General features: G+C 39.0%; 12 protein-coding genes. 8 read left to right on the plus strand and 4 right to left on the minus strand.

The genetic code is table 11. The features are described from left to right. Positions 1–25 precede the first annotated feature (25 nt). Complete coding sequence (locus tag DW205_RS06965; protein ID WP_005864635.1) at positions 26–1,684, minus strand: glycosyltransferase; 1,659 nt, start codon at positions 1,682–1,684, stop codon at positions 26–28. Positions 1,685–1,812: 128 nt separating this feature from the next. Between DW205_RS06965 and DW205_RS06970 the strand changes: the two genes are divergently transcribed. The 4 genes from DW205_RS06970 (at position 1,813) to DW205_RS06985 (ending at position 4,869) form a co-directional block, all read left to right on the plus strand. Continuing rightward, positions 1,813–2,103, plus strand: a complete 291-nt coding sequence (locus DW205_RS06970; RefSeq protein ID WP_005854588.1) for a hypothetical protein — start codon at positions 1,813–1,815, stop codon at positions 2,101–2,103. Positions 2,104–2,105: 2 nt separating this feature from the next. Beyond that, positions 2,106–2,654: a 1-acyl-sn-glycerol-3-phosphate acyltransferase gene (locus DW205_RS06975; RefSeq protein ID WP_008778223.1), complete on the plus strand. Its 549-nt coding sequence runs from the start codon at positions 2,106–2,108 to the stop codon at positions 2,652–2,654. Between the two features lie 158 nt (positions 2,655–2,812). Then, complete coding sequence (locus tag DW205_RS06980) at positions 2,813–3,598, plus strand: amidohydrolase (protein WP_005864648.1); 786 nt, start codon at positions 2,813–2,815, stop codon at positions 3,596–3,598. Positions 3,599–3,618: 20 nt separating this feature from the next. Beyond that, a complete protein-coding gene (locus DW205_RS06985; RefSeq protein WP_005864650.1) occupies positions 3,619–4,869 on the plus strand; it encodes an MFS transporter in 1,251 nt (416 codons plus the stop codon). Positions 4,870–4,871: 2 nt separating this feature from the next. Here the strand turns inward: DW205_RS06985 and DW205_RS06990 are convergent, their stop codons facing one another. Both DW205_RS06990 and DW205_RS06995 read right to left on the minus strand, forming a co-directional pair. Continuing rightward, positions 4,872–7,178, minus strand: a complete 2,307-nt coding sequence (locus DW205_RS06990) for a sensor histidine kinase (protein WP_005864653.1) — start codon at positions 7,176–7,178, stop codon at positions 4,872–4,874. A gap of 93 nt (positions 7,179–7,271) precedes the next feature. After that, positions 7,272–9,188, minus strand: a complete 1,917-nt coding sequence (locus DW205_RS06995) for an ATP-binding protein (RefSeq protein ID WP_008778222.1) — start codon at positions 9,186–9,188, stop codon at positions 7,272–7,274. 535 nt (positions 9,189–9,723) lie between these two features. Here DW205_RS06995 and DW205_RS07000 point away from each other — a divergent pair. Together DW205_RS07000 and DW205_RS07005 are read left to right on the plus strand one after the other, a co-directional pair. Continuing rightward, on the plus strand, positions 9,724–10,479 hold the full coding sequence (locus tag DW205_RS07000) for a hypothetical protein (protein ID WP_005864657.1): 756 nt from the start codon (positions 9,724–9,726) through the stop codon (positions 10,477–10,479). Positions 10,480–10,673: 194 nt separating this feature from the next. After that, positions 10,674–11,663: an AAA family ATPase gene (locus DW205_RS07005; protein ID WP_005864661.1), complete on the plus strand. Its 990-nt coding sequence runs from the start codon at positions 10,674–10,676 to the stop codon at positions 11,661–11,663. A 29-nt stretch (positions 11,664–11,692) separates the two neighbouring features. Here DW205_RS07005 and DW205_RS07010 read toward each other — a convergent pair whose 3' ends face one another. After that, positions 11,693–14,278, minus strand: coding sequence for a S8 family peptidase (locus DW205_RS07010; RefSeq protein WP_005864663.1), 2,586 nt, complete (start codon positions 14,276–14,278; stop codon positions 11,693–11,695). Positions 14,279–14,653: 375 nt separating this feature from the next. On the opposite strand from DW205_RS07010, the gene DW205_RS07015 reads away from it, so the two are divergent. Together DW205_RS07015 and DW205_RS07020 are read left to right on the plus strand one after the other, a co-directional pair. Then, a complete protein-coding gene (locus tag DW205_RS07015; RefSeq protein ID WP_008778220.1) occupies positions 14,654–14,866 on the plus strand; it encodes a helix-turn-helix transcriptional regulator in 213 nt (70 codons plus the stop codon). 8 nt (positions 14,867–14,874) lie between these two features. Beyond that, the gene (locus DW205_RS07020; protein WP_005864673.1) at positions 14,875–19,668 is read left to right on the plus strand and encodes a hypothetical protein; all 4,794 of its coding nucleotides are present in this window, start codon (positions 14,875–14,877) and stop codon (positions 19,666–19,668) included. Positions 19,669–19,675: the final 7 nt, after the last annotated feature.

Below are 19,675 nucleotides of genomic sequence, written 5' to 3' on the forward strand. Positions count from 1 at the left end.
TTATCTTATTAATTATGAGCAATATTTAACTATTTCTTTCCTCGGCATGCCTCATGGCGATATCGAATGCGGTCAGATAATAGTCGATAAACTTGCTCCATTCAGCTTTTCGAGCGAGATCGAAACAACGCTGTTTGATTTCCTCGACGTCCGTAGCATCCTTTTGGCTGAGAGCCAGGATGGAGTTCATGATAGCGTCCGCTACCTCAAAATAATTGAAATCCGTACGATTAATAACCTCTACGCCTTCGCTAAGGTTATCTCCGGATACCGTTTTCTTCGCCCACATACCGAAACCGGCCAGATTGGTCGTGATCGTCGGTATACCGAAAGCGATACTTTCCAGCGGGGTATATCCCCACGGCTCGTAGTAGGAAGGATATACGGTAGCGTCCATCCCTATCAGCATATCATAATAGGTCTTATTGAAAATACCTCCTTTACCGTCCAAATAACAAGGAACGAATATGATCTTTAGTTTTTCGGATGCTGCGTTCGTGAAGCCGGCGTGGTTGATATAATTCAAGACCTTATCTTCTGGCATATTATGCAACCAGTGCGTAATGAAAGGGATTTGAAGCGGAGAGGTCGTCTTTATGTCCTGCTCGATCGCCTCTTTTAAATCCGCACGGGCGGCACGTACCCAAGCCGGTACCATGATAAAGGCGACGACCTCACGCTGCAGGCGTCCGGACGTACGCACACGGTTCATCGCCTCGATGAAGACATCGATACCTTTATTTCTGTATTCATAGCGGCCACTGGTGGAAACCAGCAAAGCGTTCGGGTCGATGGAGCAGCCCAATAATTTCTCCGCTACATTAATTAATGTACGACGTGCCTCCTTCCGCTTTTTAGCGTATTCCTTGCCCTCGGGTACGAAGTTGGGCTCAAAGCCGTTCGGGGTAACGATATCCGGTGCCTTATCCAATAACTGTTTACATTCACGGGCCGTGATATCGCTTACGGTCGTGAAGCAATCCACGTAATGGGCGGCCTGCTTCTCTACGGAATGCTTGGCCTCCATGTTTAGCTCCTTAGCCATCTGATCGCCGTTGTAACCGTCCATATAAGCGTATAACGCTTTGTTGTTACCGGCGATAGAGCGTCCGATCGATGTGGCATGCGTCGTGAAAAGTGTCGCTATGGCAGGGATTTGCTTTTGAATGTAAAGCGCTCCCATCGCCAACATCCATTCATTGAATAGGGCGGCGACTTTCTTGTTTTCCAGTTTGTAGAAGTGATAGAAACTCTCTATTACCTTACCGACCGCATATGCGAAGATACAAGACTCATCGTAATCGCCGTAGGCGTGGATGGAGTCAACTCGGAAATTTTCCCACATAGAATAGAAAAAGGCGTCTCGTTCACTGAAGTAGGATTTGAAATCTACCAGTATAACAGGGGGGGTACCCGGTACGTTCCAGCGACCAACCTTAACTATCAAGTGATCCACTGCCTCGGCGTGCTTTCTCCAATCCTCAAACAAAGATGCGTCTTCCGTAAAATCGGGAGCGGTTGTGTTTGCCCACACATCCGGACCGATGAATATTACTTTGTCGTTAAAAATTTGTTGAAGCGTATGAGCTTTAGTCGATAGTACGGTATAAATACCTCCCACTTTATTACAGACTTCCCAGCTGCTTTCAAAGAGAAACTCTGGCGTCTTTATCATTTCGTTCATATTTGATTTGTTTATAATCAATGATTTCACCGCTGCAAAGATAATTCATTTTATGTTTTTTCTTGGCCTTTCCTCGGTATTTAATAACATATGTTCTATATTTGTGGATAATTAAATATGAAATAATTATGGCTAAAAGAAGAATTTTAAAGAAAGAGATCAGCTACGTGGCTGGTGAATTGTTCACGGAAGCGCTGGTTTGCAAATTGTATATACCCGGAGTAAATCAAGAGAAAGCAGATGCTTTGATGGCTCGTATCCTAGATATGCAAGATAGTTATATCGTTCGTGCCGGACACCCCGACGGCAAGGATAACAAGGCTCTCGTACGGAATTATTATCGCAAATTAAGAGAGGACTTGCAAAACGAGGTTAACGCTATCGCCGACGAGATAGGAGAGTTGAGCAAGGACAAATAGGCATGAAGAAGGCAATTAGTAAGGCGATACTCCGTATGGCGGGGTGGAAGCTGGGCCCGGTGGATGGCGTGGATTTGCCGAAATGTATCGTATGTGTGGCTCCGCATACCAGTAACTGGGATTTTATTGTAGGGAAACTTTTTTATACCTCGATCGGGTGTAACGCTGGTTTCCTTATTAAGAAAGAGTGGTTCTTTTTCCCTTTTAATTTGCTGTTTAACTGGCTGGGAGGTGTTCCGGTGGATCGTGGTAAACGTACGTCGGTGACCGATCAGATGGTGGAACGTTTCAAGACCAGTGAGCGGTTTCAATTGGCCGTCACACCGGAAGGTACCCGGAAGCGGGCCAAGGAATGGAAAAAAGGATTCTATTTTATCGCTTTGAAAGCGAACGTGCCGATCGTGGTGGCTTATTTTGATTATGGAAAGAAAGAGGTGGGTACGAAAGGTGTTTTTTATCCGACAGGTGATGTGGATAAAGATATCCATACGATACGTGAGATGTATCGGGGAGTTACCGCCTGCCATCCTGAGAATTTCGTACAGGTATAGGAGTTTTCATGGTGAAGAAATAAGAGTTTTGCTATAGGAAAACAAAAGTTTTCCCTAGGAGAAACAAAAGTTTTGCTATGAAGAAACTACTGTTTCTTCACCATGAAACTGTTTCCTTGTCACAATATGTCTTTTTATTACCTTAATATCTTTATTCTATGACTGAAGACTTACGTATCAGCATGATACAATCCCATATCATTTGGGAAGACCGTGAAGAGAACTTGGGTTATTACGGCGAACTGTTGCGCCGTGTTAGTGGAAGAACCGATTTAGCGGTATTGCCGGAGACGTTTACCACGGGATTTTCCATGGACGTGGAGAAACAAGCCGATACGATGGAGGGCCAGACCGTACCGACTATAAAGGAATGGGCTAAGAAATATAAACTGGCCGTGGCCGGGAGTTTTATCGCAAAAGATAACGGAAAGTTCTACAACCGGGCTTTTTTCATCACTCCGGAAGGAGAGGAGTATTATTACGATAAGCGTCATTTGTTCCGTATGGCGGAAGAGGACAAGCATTTCTCGGCGGGCGACAAACGTCTGATCGTGCCTTATAAAGGCTGGAATATTTGTTTGCAGGTTTGTTATGACCTACGTTTCCCGGTTTGGAGCCGCAACGTGAATAACGAATATGATCTTTTGATTTATGTAGCCAATTGGCCCGAGGCCCGGAAGAAGGCGTGGAAGGCATTGCTGCATGCACGTGCCATCGAGAACATGGCTTATGTCTGTGGCGTGAACCGTGTGGGGGTAGATGGGAAAGGTTTTCTTTTCAGAGGGGATTCCATGATTTATAACGCAAAAGGAAAGAAATTGGCTGATGCCGGAAAACGAGAGGAAATCACCCGGACATGTACTTTGAAGAAGAGCGAGCTGGATGAGTTCCGGGCTAAGTTCCCGGCGTGGAAGGATGCGGATGGATTTGGTATTGACTTCTAATCGTTTAATTCCTTCTTATTATGGAAAAACGTAATCCTTGGGCTTGGATCCCGTCTCTTTATTTTGCCGAAGGCTTGCCCTATGTGGTAGTCATGACGCTTTCTGTGATCATGTATAAACGTCTGGGCGTCTCAAATACGGATATCGCCTTATTTACCAGTTGGCTTTATTTTCCTTGGGTGATCAAGCCCATCTGGAGCCCGTTCGTAGACTTGATTAAAACGAAGCGTTGGTGGATTTATAGCATGCAGCTATTGATTGGCGGGGGAATGGCAGGTGTGGCGTTCGTCCTTCCCGGGGATTTCTTTCTGCGGTTTACCTTGGCTTTCTTTTGGTTGATGGCGTTTAGTTCCGCTACGCACGATATCGCTGCGGATGGGTTCTATATGCTGGGCTTGACGGAGGAGCAACAAGCGTTCTTTATCGGTATCCGAAATACGTTCTACAGGGTGGCGATGCTAACGGGACAAGGTCTGCTGGTCATGCTGGCGGGGCTTTTGGAGGAGAGTACCGGACGGATTTCTTTTGCTTGGAGTCTGGTGTTTTTCGTATTGGCCGGTACCTTTATCGCCTTGGCTTTGTGGCATAAGTATATCTTACCCCGTCCGGCGAGTGACGCGCAACGTACGAATATCACCCCTCATACCATCTTGGTGGAGTTCGGCAATACTTTCGTGAGCTTTTTCAGCAAGAAAGGGATTATCCCGGCTTTGCTTTTTATGCTGACGTATCGTTTGGGGGAATCCCAATTGGTAAAGTTGGCTTCTCCTTTCCTGCTGGATGGGCGGGAGGTTGGCGGGCTGGCGCTCAGTACCGGTGAGGTCGGGTTCGCTTATGGTACGGTGGGAGTGATCTCCTTATTGCTCGGAGGGGTTTTAGGAGGTCTGGCTATATCCCGGGGTGGCTTGAAGACTTGGTTATGGCCTATGGCATTGGCTATCTCCTTGCCGAATCTGGTTTATTTGTATATGGCTTATACGATGCCGGAGAGTATTGTTGTCGTAAACGCTTGTGTCGCTGTCGAGCAATTCGGCTACGGATTTGGCTTTACGGCTTATACGATGTATCTGATGCTTTTCGCCGAAGGGGAATATAAGACTTCGCATTATGCGATCAGTACCGGTTTCATGGCGTTAGGTATGATGCTACCGGGAATGGCATCGGGATGGATACAGGAGCAGATCGGTTACCAACATTTCTTTATCTGGGTAATGATCTGTTGCATACCTTTATTTATTGTATTGCCGTTCTTGCGTTTCAAGAAAAAATAATCTTATACCGATAATCCGGGAGTGTAGGGGAGGGTCACGATGAATGTGCTACCTTCCCCTTCTTTGGATTCTAGGGTGATATATCCTCCGAAGTGTTCGATGATAATTTGGCAGATCGCCAGTCCGAGGCCTGTCCCTTGCGCAAACTCGTCCAGTTTGTTGAACCGTTCGAATACTTGGGCTTGCTTATCTGCGGGAATGCCTTTGCCCGTATCGGTAACGGAGATCTGGATCCAACGTTTATCTTGCGTATAATCGTATTTAATCAAGATGTATCCTTGCGTCGTGAATTTTGCGGCGTTGTTTATGAGGTTGGTAATCACTTGGGTTAATCGATGTAGGTCCGCTTGGATAATGGCCGGGAGGACCGGCAGTTGTATTTTAAGCGCTACGCCTTGGGGCATCAACAATTGATGGGTACGGTAGATATGGGATAGTAATTCGTTTAAGTCACAATTCGTGAGGGTAAACGACATCTTACCGGACTCGATGCGGGATAGATCGAGAATGTCATTGATCAATTTCAATAAGAGGTCGCTGTTCTTACTGATAACTTGCATGAACTCATCCCTCTCGTTCGGGCTTATTTCCATATCGCTTGTTAGCAGTTCCGAAAATCCAACGATGGCGTTAAGCGGGGTACGTATCTCATGGCTCATATTGGCGAGGAACGCTGATTTCATTTGGTCCGCTTCCTCGGCCCTTATACGGGCTTTGATAAGATCTTCCTCTACTTCCTTACTTTGTTGGATATTTAAGCAGAGCCCGTTTACTCCGACATTATTGCGGGTAGAGTCTTGTCCATTCTTCGCTTGCGCATATCTGAATTCCCACCATATATGCCCTTTGCCGTTGAAATTATATCGGCGGCGGGTGATCTTACGGGAAGGGAATCCTGTATCAAGCAGGTGCTTATGTTGGATGAAATCTTCCCGGTCTTCAGGGTGGATAGACTCTTGGAATTGCGTGGAGGTGATCGGTTTTATCGGCATATCCAACGACTTATAGAAATCATGGTCGAACTCGAATACGCCGTTGCTGTATCGGAATGCGAAAATATCACCGCTCTCTAAAGCTAACGAGAGGAATTCTTTCTCTTTCCGTAAACTTTCTTGAGCCTGTTTCTTGTGAGAGGCTTCGCGACGGTATTGTACTCTTTGATAGAAAAGCGTCCATAGGATAAATAGGGTTAGAAGAATCCCGCATAGAATAATATATGTTTGATAACGAACCACAAAGGGCATATTCAAGAAGATGCTGTTTTGAGGCAGTTCTTTCCAATCGATACCCCATTTATTTAAAGTCGGGTAATCGAACAGATAGTTTTTGGCGCTTTCCGTTATTTGTGGGAAGCTATTGGCCGGTGTGCCCTTGAGTATGCTGGCAGCTCGTCGTAAGGCTTCTTGGGTTTGGCTCTCTACCGGGGTCATATATCCCCCGATGAAGCCTCCGTCATATCCTACGGATTCGTTGATCGCCGAGAAGCTGGGAAATGAGCAGAACCTACCTAAGGCTATCGAGGTATAATCTCTTTTGGTAGCAAGGTAGGCCTTGTTGTAAGTACTTGTACCTAACCCCCAGATCAAGTTGGAACTGGTGCGGGGTTGAATGGTTTGTATATAGAGGGAATCGAACGGTACTTTTGGGAACCGCACTAAAGAAGAGGATCTCTTTTTATCGGATGGGGATGAATACTGGGGATATTTAAGGTAATCGGGTCTAGCCTTGGAGCATAGCCCTTTTATTTGCTCATCCATATCTTTCAGGATCTTTTTGTCAAGAGCTGTACTATCAGAGACACGTACAATCACGCATTTTCCCATGATTCGCTCAATAAGTTCGACGTTTTTCCGATAGTCCGGCTTATCCCAAAATCCGGATACGTTAGGATACTTTTGAATTAAGGGTATGTTTGGGTAGTTGACTCCGGTAAAAACGATAGGTACGCTATCTAATAAAGGATGTTCGCAAGCCAATAAGGAATAGGTCGCTTGATCATCGTTTACGATTATGATATCAGGCTTCCATAAAGATAACGTATTGAGTTCCGTATATATTCTTTGTTTCTCTTCTGGCGATTGATAAGCTTCGCAATTAAGATAGAACGTGAAGATACTGGCATGAATGCCTTCTTTTTGGAATCCTTTTTTAAAAGCCTCTTCTATATCTTTATAGGCTTGAAAGTCCGGCTCATAAGATTGGACTATCAAGATACGCTTTTCCGTGGTTGAGCGTTCGCAAGAATTTGCGACCAATAAAAACAATGGAAGCAACAATAAAAAAAGATAACGATAAGAAGTGTTCGTCATGTGTATAGCTTCAATATAATAGGTACAAATGTATAAAAAGTAATTGGATATCAAAGAGACAAATGTCTATTTTTCTTGGCTTCTGAGGCTGGTTTATAATTGAAAAACCAAGGAGATGCGACAACCCTTATTCTTTTCGGACTGGAGCAAGATACGCCCGTTTAATTGTTTTACGATAGCTTGGCAGATCGATAATCCAAGACCTGTTCCTTGCACGAAATCATCCAGCTTCTTGAAACGCTCGAATATCGCTTCTTGGTCCTCGGGAGAGATCCCGATGCCTGTATCCTGCACATAAAGTCGGACGTCTTGTGCATTGGTGGAATACTCGTAACCGATCTCTATAAAGCCTGCGGAAGTAAATTTTATAGCATTTTTCAGTATGTTCTCGAGCGCTTGGTAAAGTCGCTCCTTATCCGAATATAAGCAGATCGGCGTATCGGGGCATTTCTCCTTGAATTCGATACCTTCGGGGACATCGGAAAGATGTTGTTTATAAAGGGTTTTCACTAAATCCGTTAAATTGCAGGATTCTTTATGAAAGACGATACCTCCGGATTCAATCCTTGCCAAATCCAATATGTCATTGACTAACTTTAGTAATAACTCGTTATTGGTCGTGATGATATTAGCGTATTGCTCCTTCTCTTCCGCTGTCAGATCCAGTTCGGCGATTAGGCTTGAAAAGCCGATGATCGCATTTAGAGGGGTACGTATCTCATGACTCATGTTAGCCAAGAATACGGATTTCATCCGGTCGGACTCATTGGCTTTCTCCAAGGCTTCCGCTAATGATTCCTTTTCATGTAATAGGGCTTTTTGCGCTTGTCGTTTTGCCTTGGATTCTTGGGTATACATGATGATGAAGCTACCGAAGACAAAGCAGCACATCGTGCTGACTACGATTATCAAGCTCCAGAATAATCTTGGATATTGGTCCTTAAAAGGAAAGTTCAAAAGTATAGCATCCTTCGGAAGAAGCCTTTTATCGATATTCCAATATTTGACTTCATTGAAATCAAATACATAATTCTTCTTGCTCTTTGTTATCTGTGGGAATGATTCGCTAGGGGAGCCTTTTAATATTTCCGCGGCTCTATCGGTAGATTCTTCTATTTGGGTTTCCAAGGAGGTGATATAGCCACCTACAAGTTTATTCGTATATCCTAGATCCTCGTTGATCGCCGTAAAAGAGGGTTTACTGGAAAAACGGCTGGTGTTCAATACCCGGTAATCCCGTTTGGCCTGTAGATAGTAGATGTAAGGGACGTGTTTACTCATGTACCAAGAAACAGCTGATAGCTTGTCTCCTTGCACGGGCACGACGTTGACGGTCGTACTATCCGGTCGTTTTAAGCTTTGATTGACCCTGTCCAAAGTAGCGATCTCTACCGGTATATACATGATGCGATTATTATCGACCCGAATGTCTGCTTGAGCACATTGCTCATGTAACGTAGCCTTAATGTGCCTATCTATATACGTACTATCGTGCAACATATAAATCGTAGACTTGCCCAACAGATGTTCTATCAAGCGGATGTTCGTGACGTAGTCGGGCTCGTCCCAGAATCCGGAAACATTCGAATATTGCGCTAATAGTGCCTTATTGGGGAAATTTACGCCGCCAAATACAATGGGGACTGTAGAGATTAGCGGATGATGGCATTGCATTAACGTGTAAGTCGCTTGATCCTCGTAGACCAATATCAGATCGGGTTTCCAAGTAGAGATCGAATCTAGATACAGGTACATCCGTTTTTCTTCGGCGGGTACCGCATATTGCTCGCAGTTCAAATAGAATGTTTGGATCGACGGATTAATCCCCTTTTTCTCGAGGGATTCCCGGATCAACCGATCGCAGTCTTTATAAGCTACATAATCGCTTTCATAGGAATGCACTACTAATATACGATATTTATTTCCCGACTGTTGACAAGAGGACTGTAGAATGGCTAGCAGAAAAAGTAGAACAAATATGTAATATTTCTGTATAGATCTCGCTAGCATAAGTCGAAAATTAGTACGTTGCCCTTAATCGTAATTTAAAATGAGTGTTTTTATGCGAGTGCAAACTTATTAATAATTATTGGATATCAATGGCTTTTTTATTGAATATATAGGGCTAAAATAAAAAACGGCTATCAGATCCCGAAGGACCCGATAGCCGTTTTTCTATCTTATGTGGAGTAAAGGAGCGATTAAAACCGCTTCTTTTTATTTTACTTCCTAAAATATAATATGCAATGAGTATCAGCAACTTATATGTTTATGATACAAATAAGGACAATTTTACAAGTGACATACAGAAAGCATAAGGAGGAACATGGTTTTATGTAGGCCAAAGAAAGATTTATATTTATTTAACTATCCGTTTCTTATTTGCAGGTGTTTTCATTTTCTTATCGGTATTTTCTCTTGTTATGCTCTTGTTTGCACAAATACCATAAAATGAAGTTGTTGCCTCTTTACTGCTTATTTTTGGCTTTCGTTTTTTACGGAAATACGTTATACCTTTGCAAAACAACCATAGATAAAAATAGTTATGAAGCAAAGGCAACATATATTCCAGTCATGGGCAATAGAAGTAATAACGGTGCTTCTGGCATCCACAATATCATTCCCTGTGAGTGATGCTTTGGGAGTGCGGTTAAGCATTCTCCCTTTTGTCATGGTAGCTTGTTATGTTGCTCTAAAACTCATTTACCATTTATGTATCTTTCTGTCGGCACATATAATATCCCTTGTTTCTTTATTCTGCCACAAACCTGTGCAATCCGACAGACAAACTAAAGATGATTGCGCTTTAGCAACTGCTATATCTATGGCTGGCAATGATGATATTCAAATGAAACGGATGGAGTTATTCCATTATGAGTACCAGCATGAGGAACGACAGTATCTGCAGCAAAAAAAGAGAGAAGAAGATGAAAAACTACAAGCCGTATTGCAATACGCCCGAAATACATTCAGGCAGTTTGACTTTAGCGAAGAAGAAATCTTCCAAATCTGCGAATGTGTCCGATACTTTGTCACCAATCGACAAGCTCTTAGCGTAAACATCCATATCAAACGACGCACTACTGTTACTCAAATTTCACTAAAGAACTTCGCTTGGAACATTGCTTTCCAATATAACATCAGCCGGGATGTCACAGCGCAATTCGTTATGCAGACATTCCACGAATGGTTTGACAATTCCACCCTTGATACAATCAGAAAGAATTTGCGAACAACAACTGGAAATCATAAGATTAAAATAGATGAGCAGATTATCAAACACCCAATCATATCAAACTGAGAAGAAAAGACTTCAATAAAACAAATGAGGGAAATACTTATTTTCATAAATTGCGATATGATGTTAATGCAAACAGATTCTATAAAGTTGATGTTGAAATTAATCTCTTGTTAAATTATCCTTTTCAATCTTCCAAAATTTTGGTAATTCGACTAAATTGCCTAATTTTGTAAATTAAAGAAAATAAATTCATTATGAAGCAGGCTGATTACATCAAGCAAATAGCAAAATTTGCCTTAGCAAATGACAATGCTCGTTTGCGAGATTTGTTGTATCAGTATGTAGAATATTCTCAACAAAATAACAGAGGCAAATTTGCAACTGAAATCCTATCTATCATTAAAGATTCTGATAGAGAGAATTCATTGGGAAAGCTAAAAGAATATCGACTAAATAAGCATTTTGACTACAAAGCTGACGAGTATATTTTACAGACAGTAACGTCTTCATTTACAATGAAGGATTTAGTTTGTACGCAAGATGTTCGTGAGGAATTTGAATATTTTATCAAGGAAAGACAACAAACTGAGGCTCTTGTCCAAATGGATATTCCAGTATCCAATAAGATATTGCTTCATGGCCCATCAGGATGTGGAAAGACATTAAGTGCCTATGTATTGGCTGGCGAATTGAGCCGTCCACTGATTATAGTCAATTTGGGTACGATCATTTCATCGAGACTGGGAGAAACAAGCAAAAATCTCACTCAAATATTTAAGACTGCAGTTCAGGAAAAAGCGATTGTTTTGCTTGATGAATTTGACAGCTTAGGGAAAATAAGAGATTACGATCAAGATCATGGCGAAATGAAACGGGTTGTAAATACCATATTACAACTATTTGATTTTGTAAGTCAAGATACTATCATCATTGCAGCTACTAATCAATTACAAATGATAGATGAAGCCCTTATTAGAAGGTTTGATTTATCTATTAAGATGGATTTACCAAACTCTGAACAGGTACATGCTCTTATCCAATATACGATTAAAGATCGGTTCGTCTTTGACGATGAACAAGTCAAAGAAAACATTATCAATAGCGAATGTAGAAATTTGTCCTACTACGTTATAAAACGCGCTTTACTTAATGCAATCAAACGGAATATATTAGATGGATATAATGACAATATTATTCGAACTAATATTTGGAAAAAACTCTTAAACGATAAAAGGATTAGCTAATGCCAATCCTTTTATCGTTTAAATTTAAATTATAGTTCTGCTTCAAGAGCAGCCTGAGCAATAGCTTCCACTATATTGACTTGCTCCAAACTATCGTATAAACTGTTCCCATCCAATTCTGCAGAATGTTTTTGTTCAATCGTCAGCACAAATGAGAATGGATGATTTGTGCCTTCTAAATACTCACGACCTGTGCATCGAAAAATAATAGATATCTGATTACGAATCTTTTCTATTTCATCACGGCTAATATTTAAACTCATCTTCTGTACATTTGAGAACATTTTACTTGATACAGGGTAAAAATCATCAGACCATGAACCTACGCTAGACTTTATTGCCATTCTATCCTTATCGTCAGAGGCTCTTTTACTTGCATATTCCTCTGCATTCTTTCTTGGTTCATCATGATTCATACTATTCCCAAAGTTAAAAGCAATATGAATTGGGCAATAAGATAATACATCAGCTCGTTTAGGATTAAACTTATAGCAAAGTGTAGCAGTTAAAGTTAATAATACACCTTTCTTTGAGTATTGAAGTAAATAATTAGGGATATTCAGATTAACAACCTTGTGACTATCGAAAGCTATTGTATCTTCAATAACAAACGTACAACGATTATCGTCTGAATCTATACACTTAGAAATGTTAGGCACACCATGACCAGAAATATACTTGGATAATCGTTCTGCACTATACTTTTTGGATAAAAGAGTTTTCTCATTACTATCAACATAGGGATATGAATTATTATCCAAAAATTTCAATTCATCGATAGTCTCTTCGAGATAATACTTTTTAATCGGTTCTGCACTATTAATCATCAAAGCCTTCACTGATTGCATATTTAGGTTAGGATATTTACTAACAATCTTAGCTGCAATATTAGCTGCTAATGGAGTTGCGTAACTCGTTCCAGAGTTTTGTTCTATTTTCAGGCCTGTTCCATCTATTCTCGGTGCTAAAACTAGCATGCGTGACTCAACATCCAATTGGTCACCACCAGGCATAACAATATCTGGCTTAAAGAGATTCTTATTTTTTTGGTTGTTCTTGAAACGAGTGCCATTAATCAACGAATTGTAGTCTATGTGGTATTTACGCGAATAATAAGCAGGAAACTCACACCCCAAACTCAATCCATGATTACCGTGATTAATATTATAACTTTCAGCAATAGCACCAACAGACATATTGTTCATGCTTTCACTAGGTTCACAAAGATTCATACACTCGCCGTCGTGACACTCTGTTTCTTCTATCGAAATGAAGGGATTATAATAATGATTCGGATATTTCAGAAAACGCTTAACTCTTTCACTCGTATTAGGATTAGCAGCAACAATCTGCATATTCTTAATATCCTCTTCACTAAGATTACCAACGGAAATAAAAATCAGCAAATCATATATGTAAGCTAATTCATCAAGTATATATGCATAAGTAGAAATATCTTGATTATAAAATTTTCCACGAACGGACATTGAAAGATTAAAGATACGAATGCCATAGTTTTGATGAGCCATAGTGATAGCCTCTTTTATGTCAGCGATGTTCACGAGTCCAGTTTCGCCTCTCTGTACTTTGATAGAAAAGATTTTGGCATCAGCATCAACTACGTTAGCATCCATGTTACGATAGAAGTTGTTTCCGAATGCAGCTAATGTTGCAACAGTTGTACCATGACTTGAATCGGACCTTAAATCAATCTCATACGGATGCGGGGCATTCTTATCAACTAAATCAAGTCCATCATGTTCCAATATGGGATCTAGTACGGCCAGTCTTTGAACACCTGTATCAATTACACCAATAATTGGTGCTCCTTCTAGCAAATTTAAAGTTGCATCTGACACCCTTTCCAAATCACCAAAAGTATTAGGACGTACACGAGTAGTGTACAAAGATTGAATTCTTTGTATCACATCAAAATTATCCAATAAAATAGCCAAATCATCTTTAGAAATGAAGTTTATTTGGTATATTCCAGATTCTATCCTTTTATAAAGAATCTGCTTCTGATCTAAATACTCCTCCATTGCTTTCACTATAGCTTGATGTTTCATCGCTATTCTAGGTGAACTCTCCACCAACTCTAGAAGTACATCATGAGCATCATCGCCCATAATACCAAAAGGCTTCATCGAATCACTATCCCAATAACTGAAACCGGCCATCAAAGTCAGTGGCTTATATTCTGTACTGTCATTATTTTCTTCCGTTGAAAAAGAATCAATTTGAGTTATAAAAACATCATTAAATCGATCTTCGTCAACTATAGCAAATAGGACAGTCTGATTCATGTTGGAATAATTAAGCTCGGATAATCCATAGACTTGGCAATATTGTCTTGTTAAGGTGCTATCTGCAATTTTCAAAAAATCAATAGACAGCATATCAAAATGTTCACTTACCACATCTTGTCTCCGTAAGCTATGGCGTTCTTCTAAGGCTTGCTCAAAATTAATACGGCAACGATGAAGCTTTTCTCTCTGCTGACAATAATTCTTTTCGTCTTCCGAAGTTTCTTCTTCATCATCTCTGCCTCTTGTTCGGTTAAACTTAAGGCAGATACCAAATTCGTTCTTTAAAAACAGATGACTTTTACCCATTGTATCGAACCATTTAATAAATACAAAACATTCTAAACTACAAAATTAGCAACATCTTTTAAAATAATACCATAAATTGCAGTTGATTTAGCACAAGAGACTCTTACGCATGGATAGAAGTCGTTTTACCACACCCATCTTAACACTGTTGATAAATGTTTTATTAAGGGGTGAGCAAGGATGGATGTGATATATTTTCACACATATGTGGATAAACACGTTAATATTAAAGCGCATCCTGTAATTTACCATCAATTTATTGTGTATTTCGGTAGTTAATGTTAAATTGCCACTCCAAATTGAAGAAAACTACATATTATTTCTTTTATTAAGATGTAATTTAGTAAATTTGTGTTCAACGTTAATTTATTAAATATGGAAAATTTCCAAAAACTAAATCGACTGAAAGCAGTTCTCGCAGACGCAGGTCAAACAAACAAGTGGCTTGCAGAGCAACTTGGCAAGAATCCTGTTACCGTCAGCAAATGGTGCACGAATACCTCACAACCAGACTTGCAGACGCTGGCAAAGATTTCAGATTTGCTTAAGGTTAACATTAGAGAACTTTTGGCTGAACGCAATAATTGATAAATGTTATGAGCAAAATATCAGAACACATATTTAGACTATACAGTCAATTGGTTGGAGACGAAATACAACCAATTGACGAAAATGTAGTTGATGAGGCGATGGACGTAATCAATAAGATAAATGTCACAGATGCTAATTCACTCTTTTATTTTCTGTCTGCTATTAATTTACTCAATGCTGCTATTAAGACAGAAAAATATAAATCCAGATTGTTTTATGAATTCATAAAAACAAGGGTTTCTGCAGTTGCAGATTGTGTACTAAAGAATGCAACAAGTTTCTATGATTCAAAACTATATTATAATAAGAACCAAAAATGCCTATATTTTGAAGTATACGGGGTTATTTTTAGTTTTCATCAAATAAAGGAGACTAAACAGATTTTGATAGTAGCTGCTAATAACCCACCTATCACATGGACTGGAGTTAGGTTACAAAGGATTGCTCAAAACATTTTTTTATTTGCAAAAGAACAATCAAATACTATTCAGATGCAAGATCAAAGTTCATCTATTGCCCAAATAAAAGAATCAAAAAATACGGAGTTATTGAACAAACTTGTCGAATGTCCAGATTGTGGAAAAGAAATATCAAAATCCGCATTTTTTTGTCCTAATTGCGGTCATATTCCTCTGTACAATATTATAACTAATAGCTATAAGGTTGGCGACAAGGTTCAAATATCCTTTAACACAAATAAAGTGTCTGGTGAAATCGTTAACCTGACACCGGTTTTTGCAACAATCAAAAAAATGGACGAAACTATAATAACGGTTCGTCAAACTTCCATAGATAGTATTCAAAATATTTCAACCGCAACTGAGATAGAAAATAATTTCAGAGATGTAGATAGATTGTCTTCTCAGAAATTGCTTGATATCTTTGATGCATTATTATTAAAGATATTTCCAATTTTATCCATAAACAATAGGACGCTAATACCTACTAATGCAACTATCGTAGGCATTAATGATAATGGTATAAATATAACAACTGATTCTGGATTATCGGAGACGTTAAGTGGGAATTTTGTCAATTTCAAGAAAAAGAGTTGCGCTCCTGGTTCTCGCTTATATTGCAACAAGATTAATGAGAATTCAACTATGTTTTCATTAATTGAAACATCATACCATGACGTAATGAATCTTTTTAGAAAAGCTCTTGTATATCGCAAAGGAGTTACAGCTAAAAGAAAAAAAACAATGCTTGCTGTTTTGAAGTTCATGATGGATGAAATGACCTCCAAAAAGGAAACTTATATAGAAATAGAGAATTTCCAAAAAATTATCCTTTCGTATGTAGGAACAAATCCTGATATTTTTGATGATGAAGCGGAAGAATATGACGAATCAACCAATATCCCTGAAGACCAGTCTATAAAAGCCATCCATCAAACAAATGTAGAACTATATAAAACCGAGTCGGAAAAAATATTAGAGAATGGAGGCCTTCAACTAAAAGTAATGGGCAAGGTCGATTTAGATAGTATTCCAGATAGTAAAAGAACAAGATTTTTAAAAAACATAGAGACTTCTCACACAGATAATGATTCATCGCAAAGTAAATTGGTTAAGCCTACAATTTTATTTTCAAATGAAGTAACGGCTTTCCTAAGCAAAAAATTGCCAAACTTGAACGAATCAAAGTGTAAGCAATTAGAGAAGGAACTGGATACTTTAATTCGTAATGGACAGAAAGAAGAATGTCTTAAACGTTCTTATCAGATTATAAACACAAAACGTCCAACCCCTAAATACTTAAGAAGTTATCTTGATAGAATTGTGAATACAGAGATTGCATTAAATCATACAACTGAAGCTTTGCAATCCCTTGCATATCTTATTGTTCTAACTGAACAACAGAGTGACGTTAATGTAAATAGCATTGGCCATTTGTATATAACAATGGCAAGATTGTATCAGAAAGGTAATAATAGAGAAGAGGCATTAAAAGCAATATTATATGCAGAAAGTGTTAAACCAAATAATAATGCTATCACAAAGCTAAAAGAGTCCATTCAAAGGATGAATTCCAATGATATCAATAATTCAGATTCTTCAAGCGATACATCCACACCTATTAACGGATCTGTTGACACAAATGATAGTATCAGCAAAATGCTTCTTGAGGATGTTTGTCAAGAGGCTAAACGGCAGGAATTGCTTCCTTCGAATGAATTAATTCCTGCCGAACAACTGTTTGGTAGAGCCCAAAACAAACGTAATGACCAGTCGGTATCATTTGAGGATAAGGCTCAACTTTTTTTAGAGGCTGCAGGAGCTTATTATAATTCAAAGCAGACATCAACAATAATGTACAAAATATCAGTCGCTAATTACGCTCGACTGAAGGGGCATGGTATGTATGCTAGATTTGCGAATCTTATTGGGAATGACTCTACAGAACTTATTGAGTTGCAAGCTCTTCGTGATAGTGCGTGTAGCTACTATGTTGAAGCCCTGGAAATTTTCAACACTCTTGGAGAAAAAGATAATCTTAGAGAACTTTTATTAAAATACTTACAATTATCATTTATTACATCCCAGATTGAAGGTAACAAAACTCCTGAATCAGATTGGGAAATTATTTCATTGGGAAAACTTCAAGAAATATGTCTTAAAGGAGATAGCTCAGAAAATCTCAATCTTCTCTTAAGAACTTATTTGGTTGTAGGTTCTGCGGCAGAAGATGTATGGATTTCTTTGATTAACGACAAAAGTGGTATTGGTCCATTTCGTGGAAAATGTTCAGACAGCGAAAGATTTAAAAAACAAGCTTTCAATATATTGAATCAGATAAATCAATCAACAATCGATGTAGATGACGATTTGGAAAATTTTATGCATAGTTTGTTCGTTCATCGAAATGAACGTAAAAAAATCCTAAGCGAAGCTATTCAGATATGCTTATCATGGAAGTTTTATTCTTTCGATCTTAGCTCCTTTGACAACAAGTGGAGAAAAGTTCTTGAATATAAGGATTTGATGACGAATACTGATATTATTTCTATTAATTCCTTGATAGAGGTAATTGAAATCCTAAAACCTTACGCAGGACGTAAAGAAAACGAAAGAACTCGTATATTAGTTAGGGCTCAGCAAACTCTTTTAGGTGCACAAAAAACGATTGCAGACACTACTACTTATTACGGTAACACATTCTTCTCTATATTGATTAATAATTGGTTAAAAGAAATCTCTCGTCAAATAGAAGAGAGAGATGCTCGCACATTGCCAATGTTGAACATATCAAGTAAACCTGCATTCATTACTAAAGATGAACATGGCAATGGCGTAATCAGTATTGTTGTAACAAATAATGGAGATTCAACAGCAGAGTCTTTTTATGTTACTGCGACAATTGACGGTAAAGAATATAAGGTTTTACATGAAGGAGAGTTATCTTCAGGAGATTGTAGTGGTGAGAGTTTTGTTTCATCAGATTTTTCTTCTTTGGAATCCGCTAACGTAAAGTTTCTTTTGATTGCAAAATATCAAGGAAAAGATTTAAATCCAATAGTATATGAGGCAACATATGAAATTGAAAGCGAAGACGTATTATCGGACGAAATAGATATCCCGTGGAACATATCGAATACTCCGGAAGAACATATATTCAAGGGACGTGAAAAAGAATTGAAAACATTGATTGACCACTATCTATCAAAGGATCGTTCTTTGACCTACATACTTTATGGACTAACTCGCACAGGTAAGTCTTCAATTTTGGATTATCTGAGAAATCGAATTGATAGTCAGATTTTAAAAGAAGACTCTTCAAAACATATTTTAGCTTTCAAATGGTATCTAAATGAGTTCCCATATAAGAATTCGACTTCTGCCCAGTTTTGGACTTGGGCTCTGGAAACGAATATTTACGATAAGTTAACAGATGAATTGGCCGATAAGGTTGATGCTGCCTATGGTGAAAATGGACTTCCTCCTGCAGAATGTCTTTCGCAGATCGATTTCTGTAAGATTGTTGATGTCCTTAACGAGAATAATGTTATTCCGCTTGTTACAATAGACGAATTCTCATTTGTCCGACTTATGCTCAAGGAGGGTTTAATAGACGCGACATTTATTTCTACATTAAGAAATTTGGCGTTGACAGGAAAAGCTTGCTTTGTTTATTCTGGTACTTACGATATAAAGGAGCTTCCGAAGGAAAAAGAGTACATCGCAGGGCAAATGAATAATACATTGCCAATGCCTATTAACGAAATTGAGGAGCAATATGCAAATGAATTAATTGACGCATGTCCTAAAATAATATTTGACGAAAGGGCAAAAACTTATATCCGCGCTTTATCTGGTTGTGTGCCATATTGGATTCAATGGATATGTTTAGCATGTGGTAAGTATGCTGTCGCTAGAAAACATAGACATTTAGGATTCAATGAGGTTAATGATGTGGTTAGAGTATTAACTGGTGAAGTACAACCTGGCAAAGGAGATACTTGGGAGTCTTTGGATGAAACTAACTTCCATAATAATCAGGTTGATCCGGAAAATATTGCCGAGCATCAATTGATTTCATCTATTTCCTATCTTAATAGAGAAAGTACTCAAATTGAACGCGGCATAAGTATGGATGAACTTAAACGCTTATGGGATAAGTATTCTGTAAATGAAGAAAGACGACTCAATATGACAAGAGCTTTGGCGAGTTTAAAAGATAAGAAGATACTATATTCATTTACAGATGAAGGTAGAGAGGTGTATCGTTTGAGTGTTGATTTGTTTAGACGTTGGTGGTTTGTTCACCATAAAGATTTAGATTTAGAATTTTCACTTTAACAATCAA

The organism is Parabacteroides sp. AM17-47 (assembly GCF_003434625.1).
Taxonomy (GTDB): Bacteria; Bacteroidota; Bacteroidia; order Bacteroidales; family Tannerellaceae; genus Parabacteroides; species Parabacteroides distasonis.

What these genes read in the sequence shown, in the direction of transcription:
- DW205_RS06965 (WP_005864635.1), bottom strand. Translation starts at nt 1,684, where the DNA reads ATGAACGAAATGATAAAGACGCCAGAGTTTCTCTTTGAAAGCAGCTGG.
- DW205_RS06970 (WP_005854588.1), top strand. Translation starts at nt 1,813, where the DNA reads ATGGCTAAAAGAAGAATTTTAAAGAAAGAGATCAGCTACGTGGCTGGT.
- DW205_RS06975 (WP_008778223.1), top strand. Translation starts at nt 2,106, where the DNA reads ATGAAGAAGGCAATTAGTAAGGCGATACTCCGTATGGCGGGGTGGAAG.
- DW205_RS06980 (WP_005864648.1), top strand. Translation starts at nt 2,813, where the DNA reads ATGACTGAAGACTTACGTATCAGCATGATACAATCCCATATCATTTGG.
- DW205_RS06985 (WP_005864650.1), top strand. Translation starts at nt 3,619, where the DNA reads ATGGAAAAACGTAATCCTTGGGCTTGGATCCCGTCTCTTTATTTTGCC.
- DW205_RS06990 (WP_005864653.1), bottom strand. Translation starts at nt 7,178, where the DNA reads ATGACGAACACTTCTTATCGTTATCTTTTTTTATTGTTGCTTCCATTG.
- DW205_RS06995 (WP_008778222.1), bottom strand. Translation starts at nt 9,188, where the DNA reads ATGCTAGCGAGATCTATACAGAAATATTACATATTTGTTCTACTTTTT.
- DW205_RS07000 (WP_005864657.1), top strand. Translation starts at nt 9,724, where the DNA reads ATGAAGCAAAGGCAACATATATTCCAGTCATGGGCAATAGAAGTAATA.
- DW205_RS07005 (WP_005864661.1), top strand. Translation starts at nt 10,674, where the DNA reads ATGAAGCAGGCTGATTACATCAAGCAAATAGCAAAATTTGCCTTAGCA.
- DW205_RS07010 (WP_005864663.1), bottom strand. Translation starts at nt 14,278, where the DNA reads ATGGGTAAAAGTCATCTGTTTTTAAAGAACGAATTTGGTATCTGCCTT.
- DW205_RS07015 (WP_008778220.1), top strand. Translation starts at nt 14,654, where the DNA reads ATGGAAAATTTCCAAAAACTAAATCGACTGAAAGCAGTTCTCGCAGAC.
- DW205_RS07020 (WP_005864673.1), top strand. Translation starts at nt 14,875, where the DNA reads ATGAGCAAAATATCAGAACACATATTTAGACTATACAGTCAATTGGTT.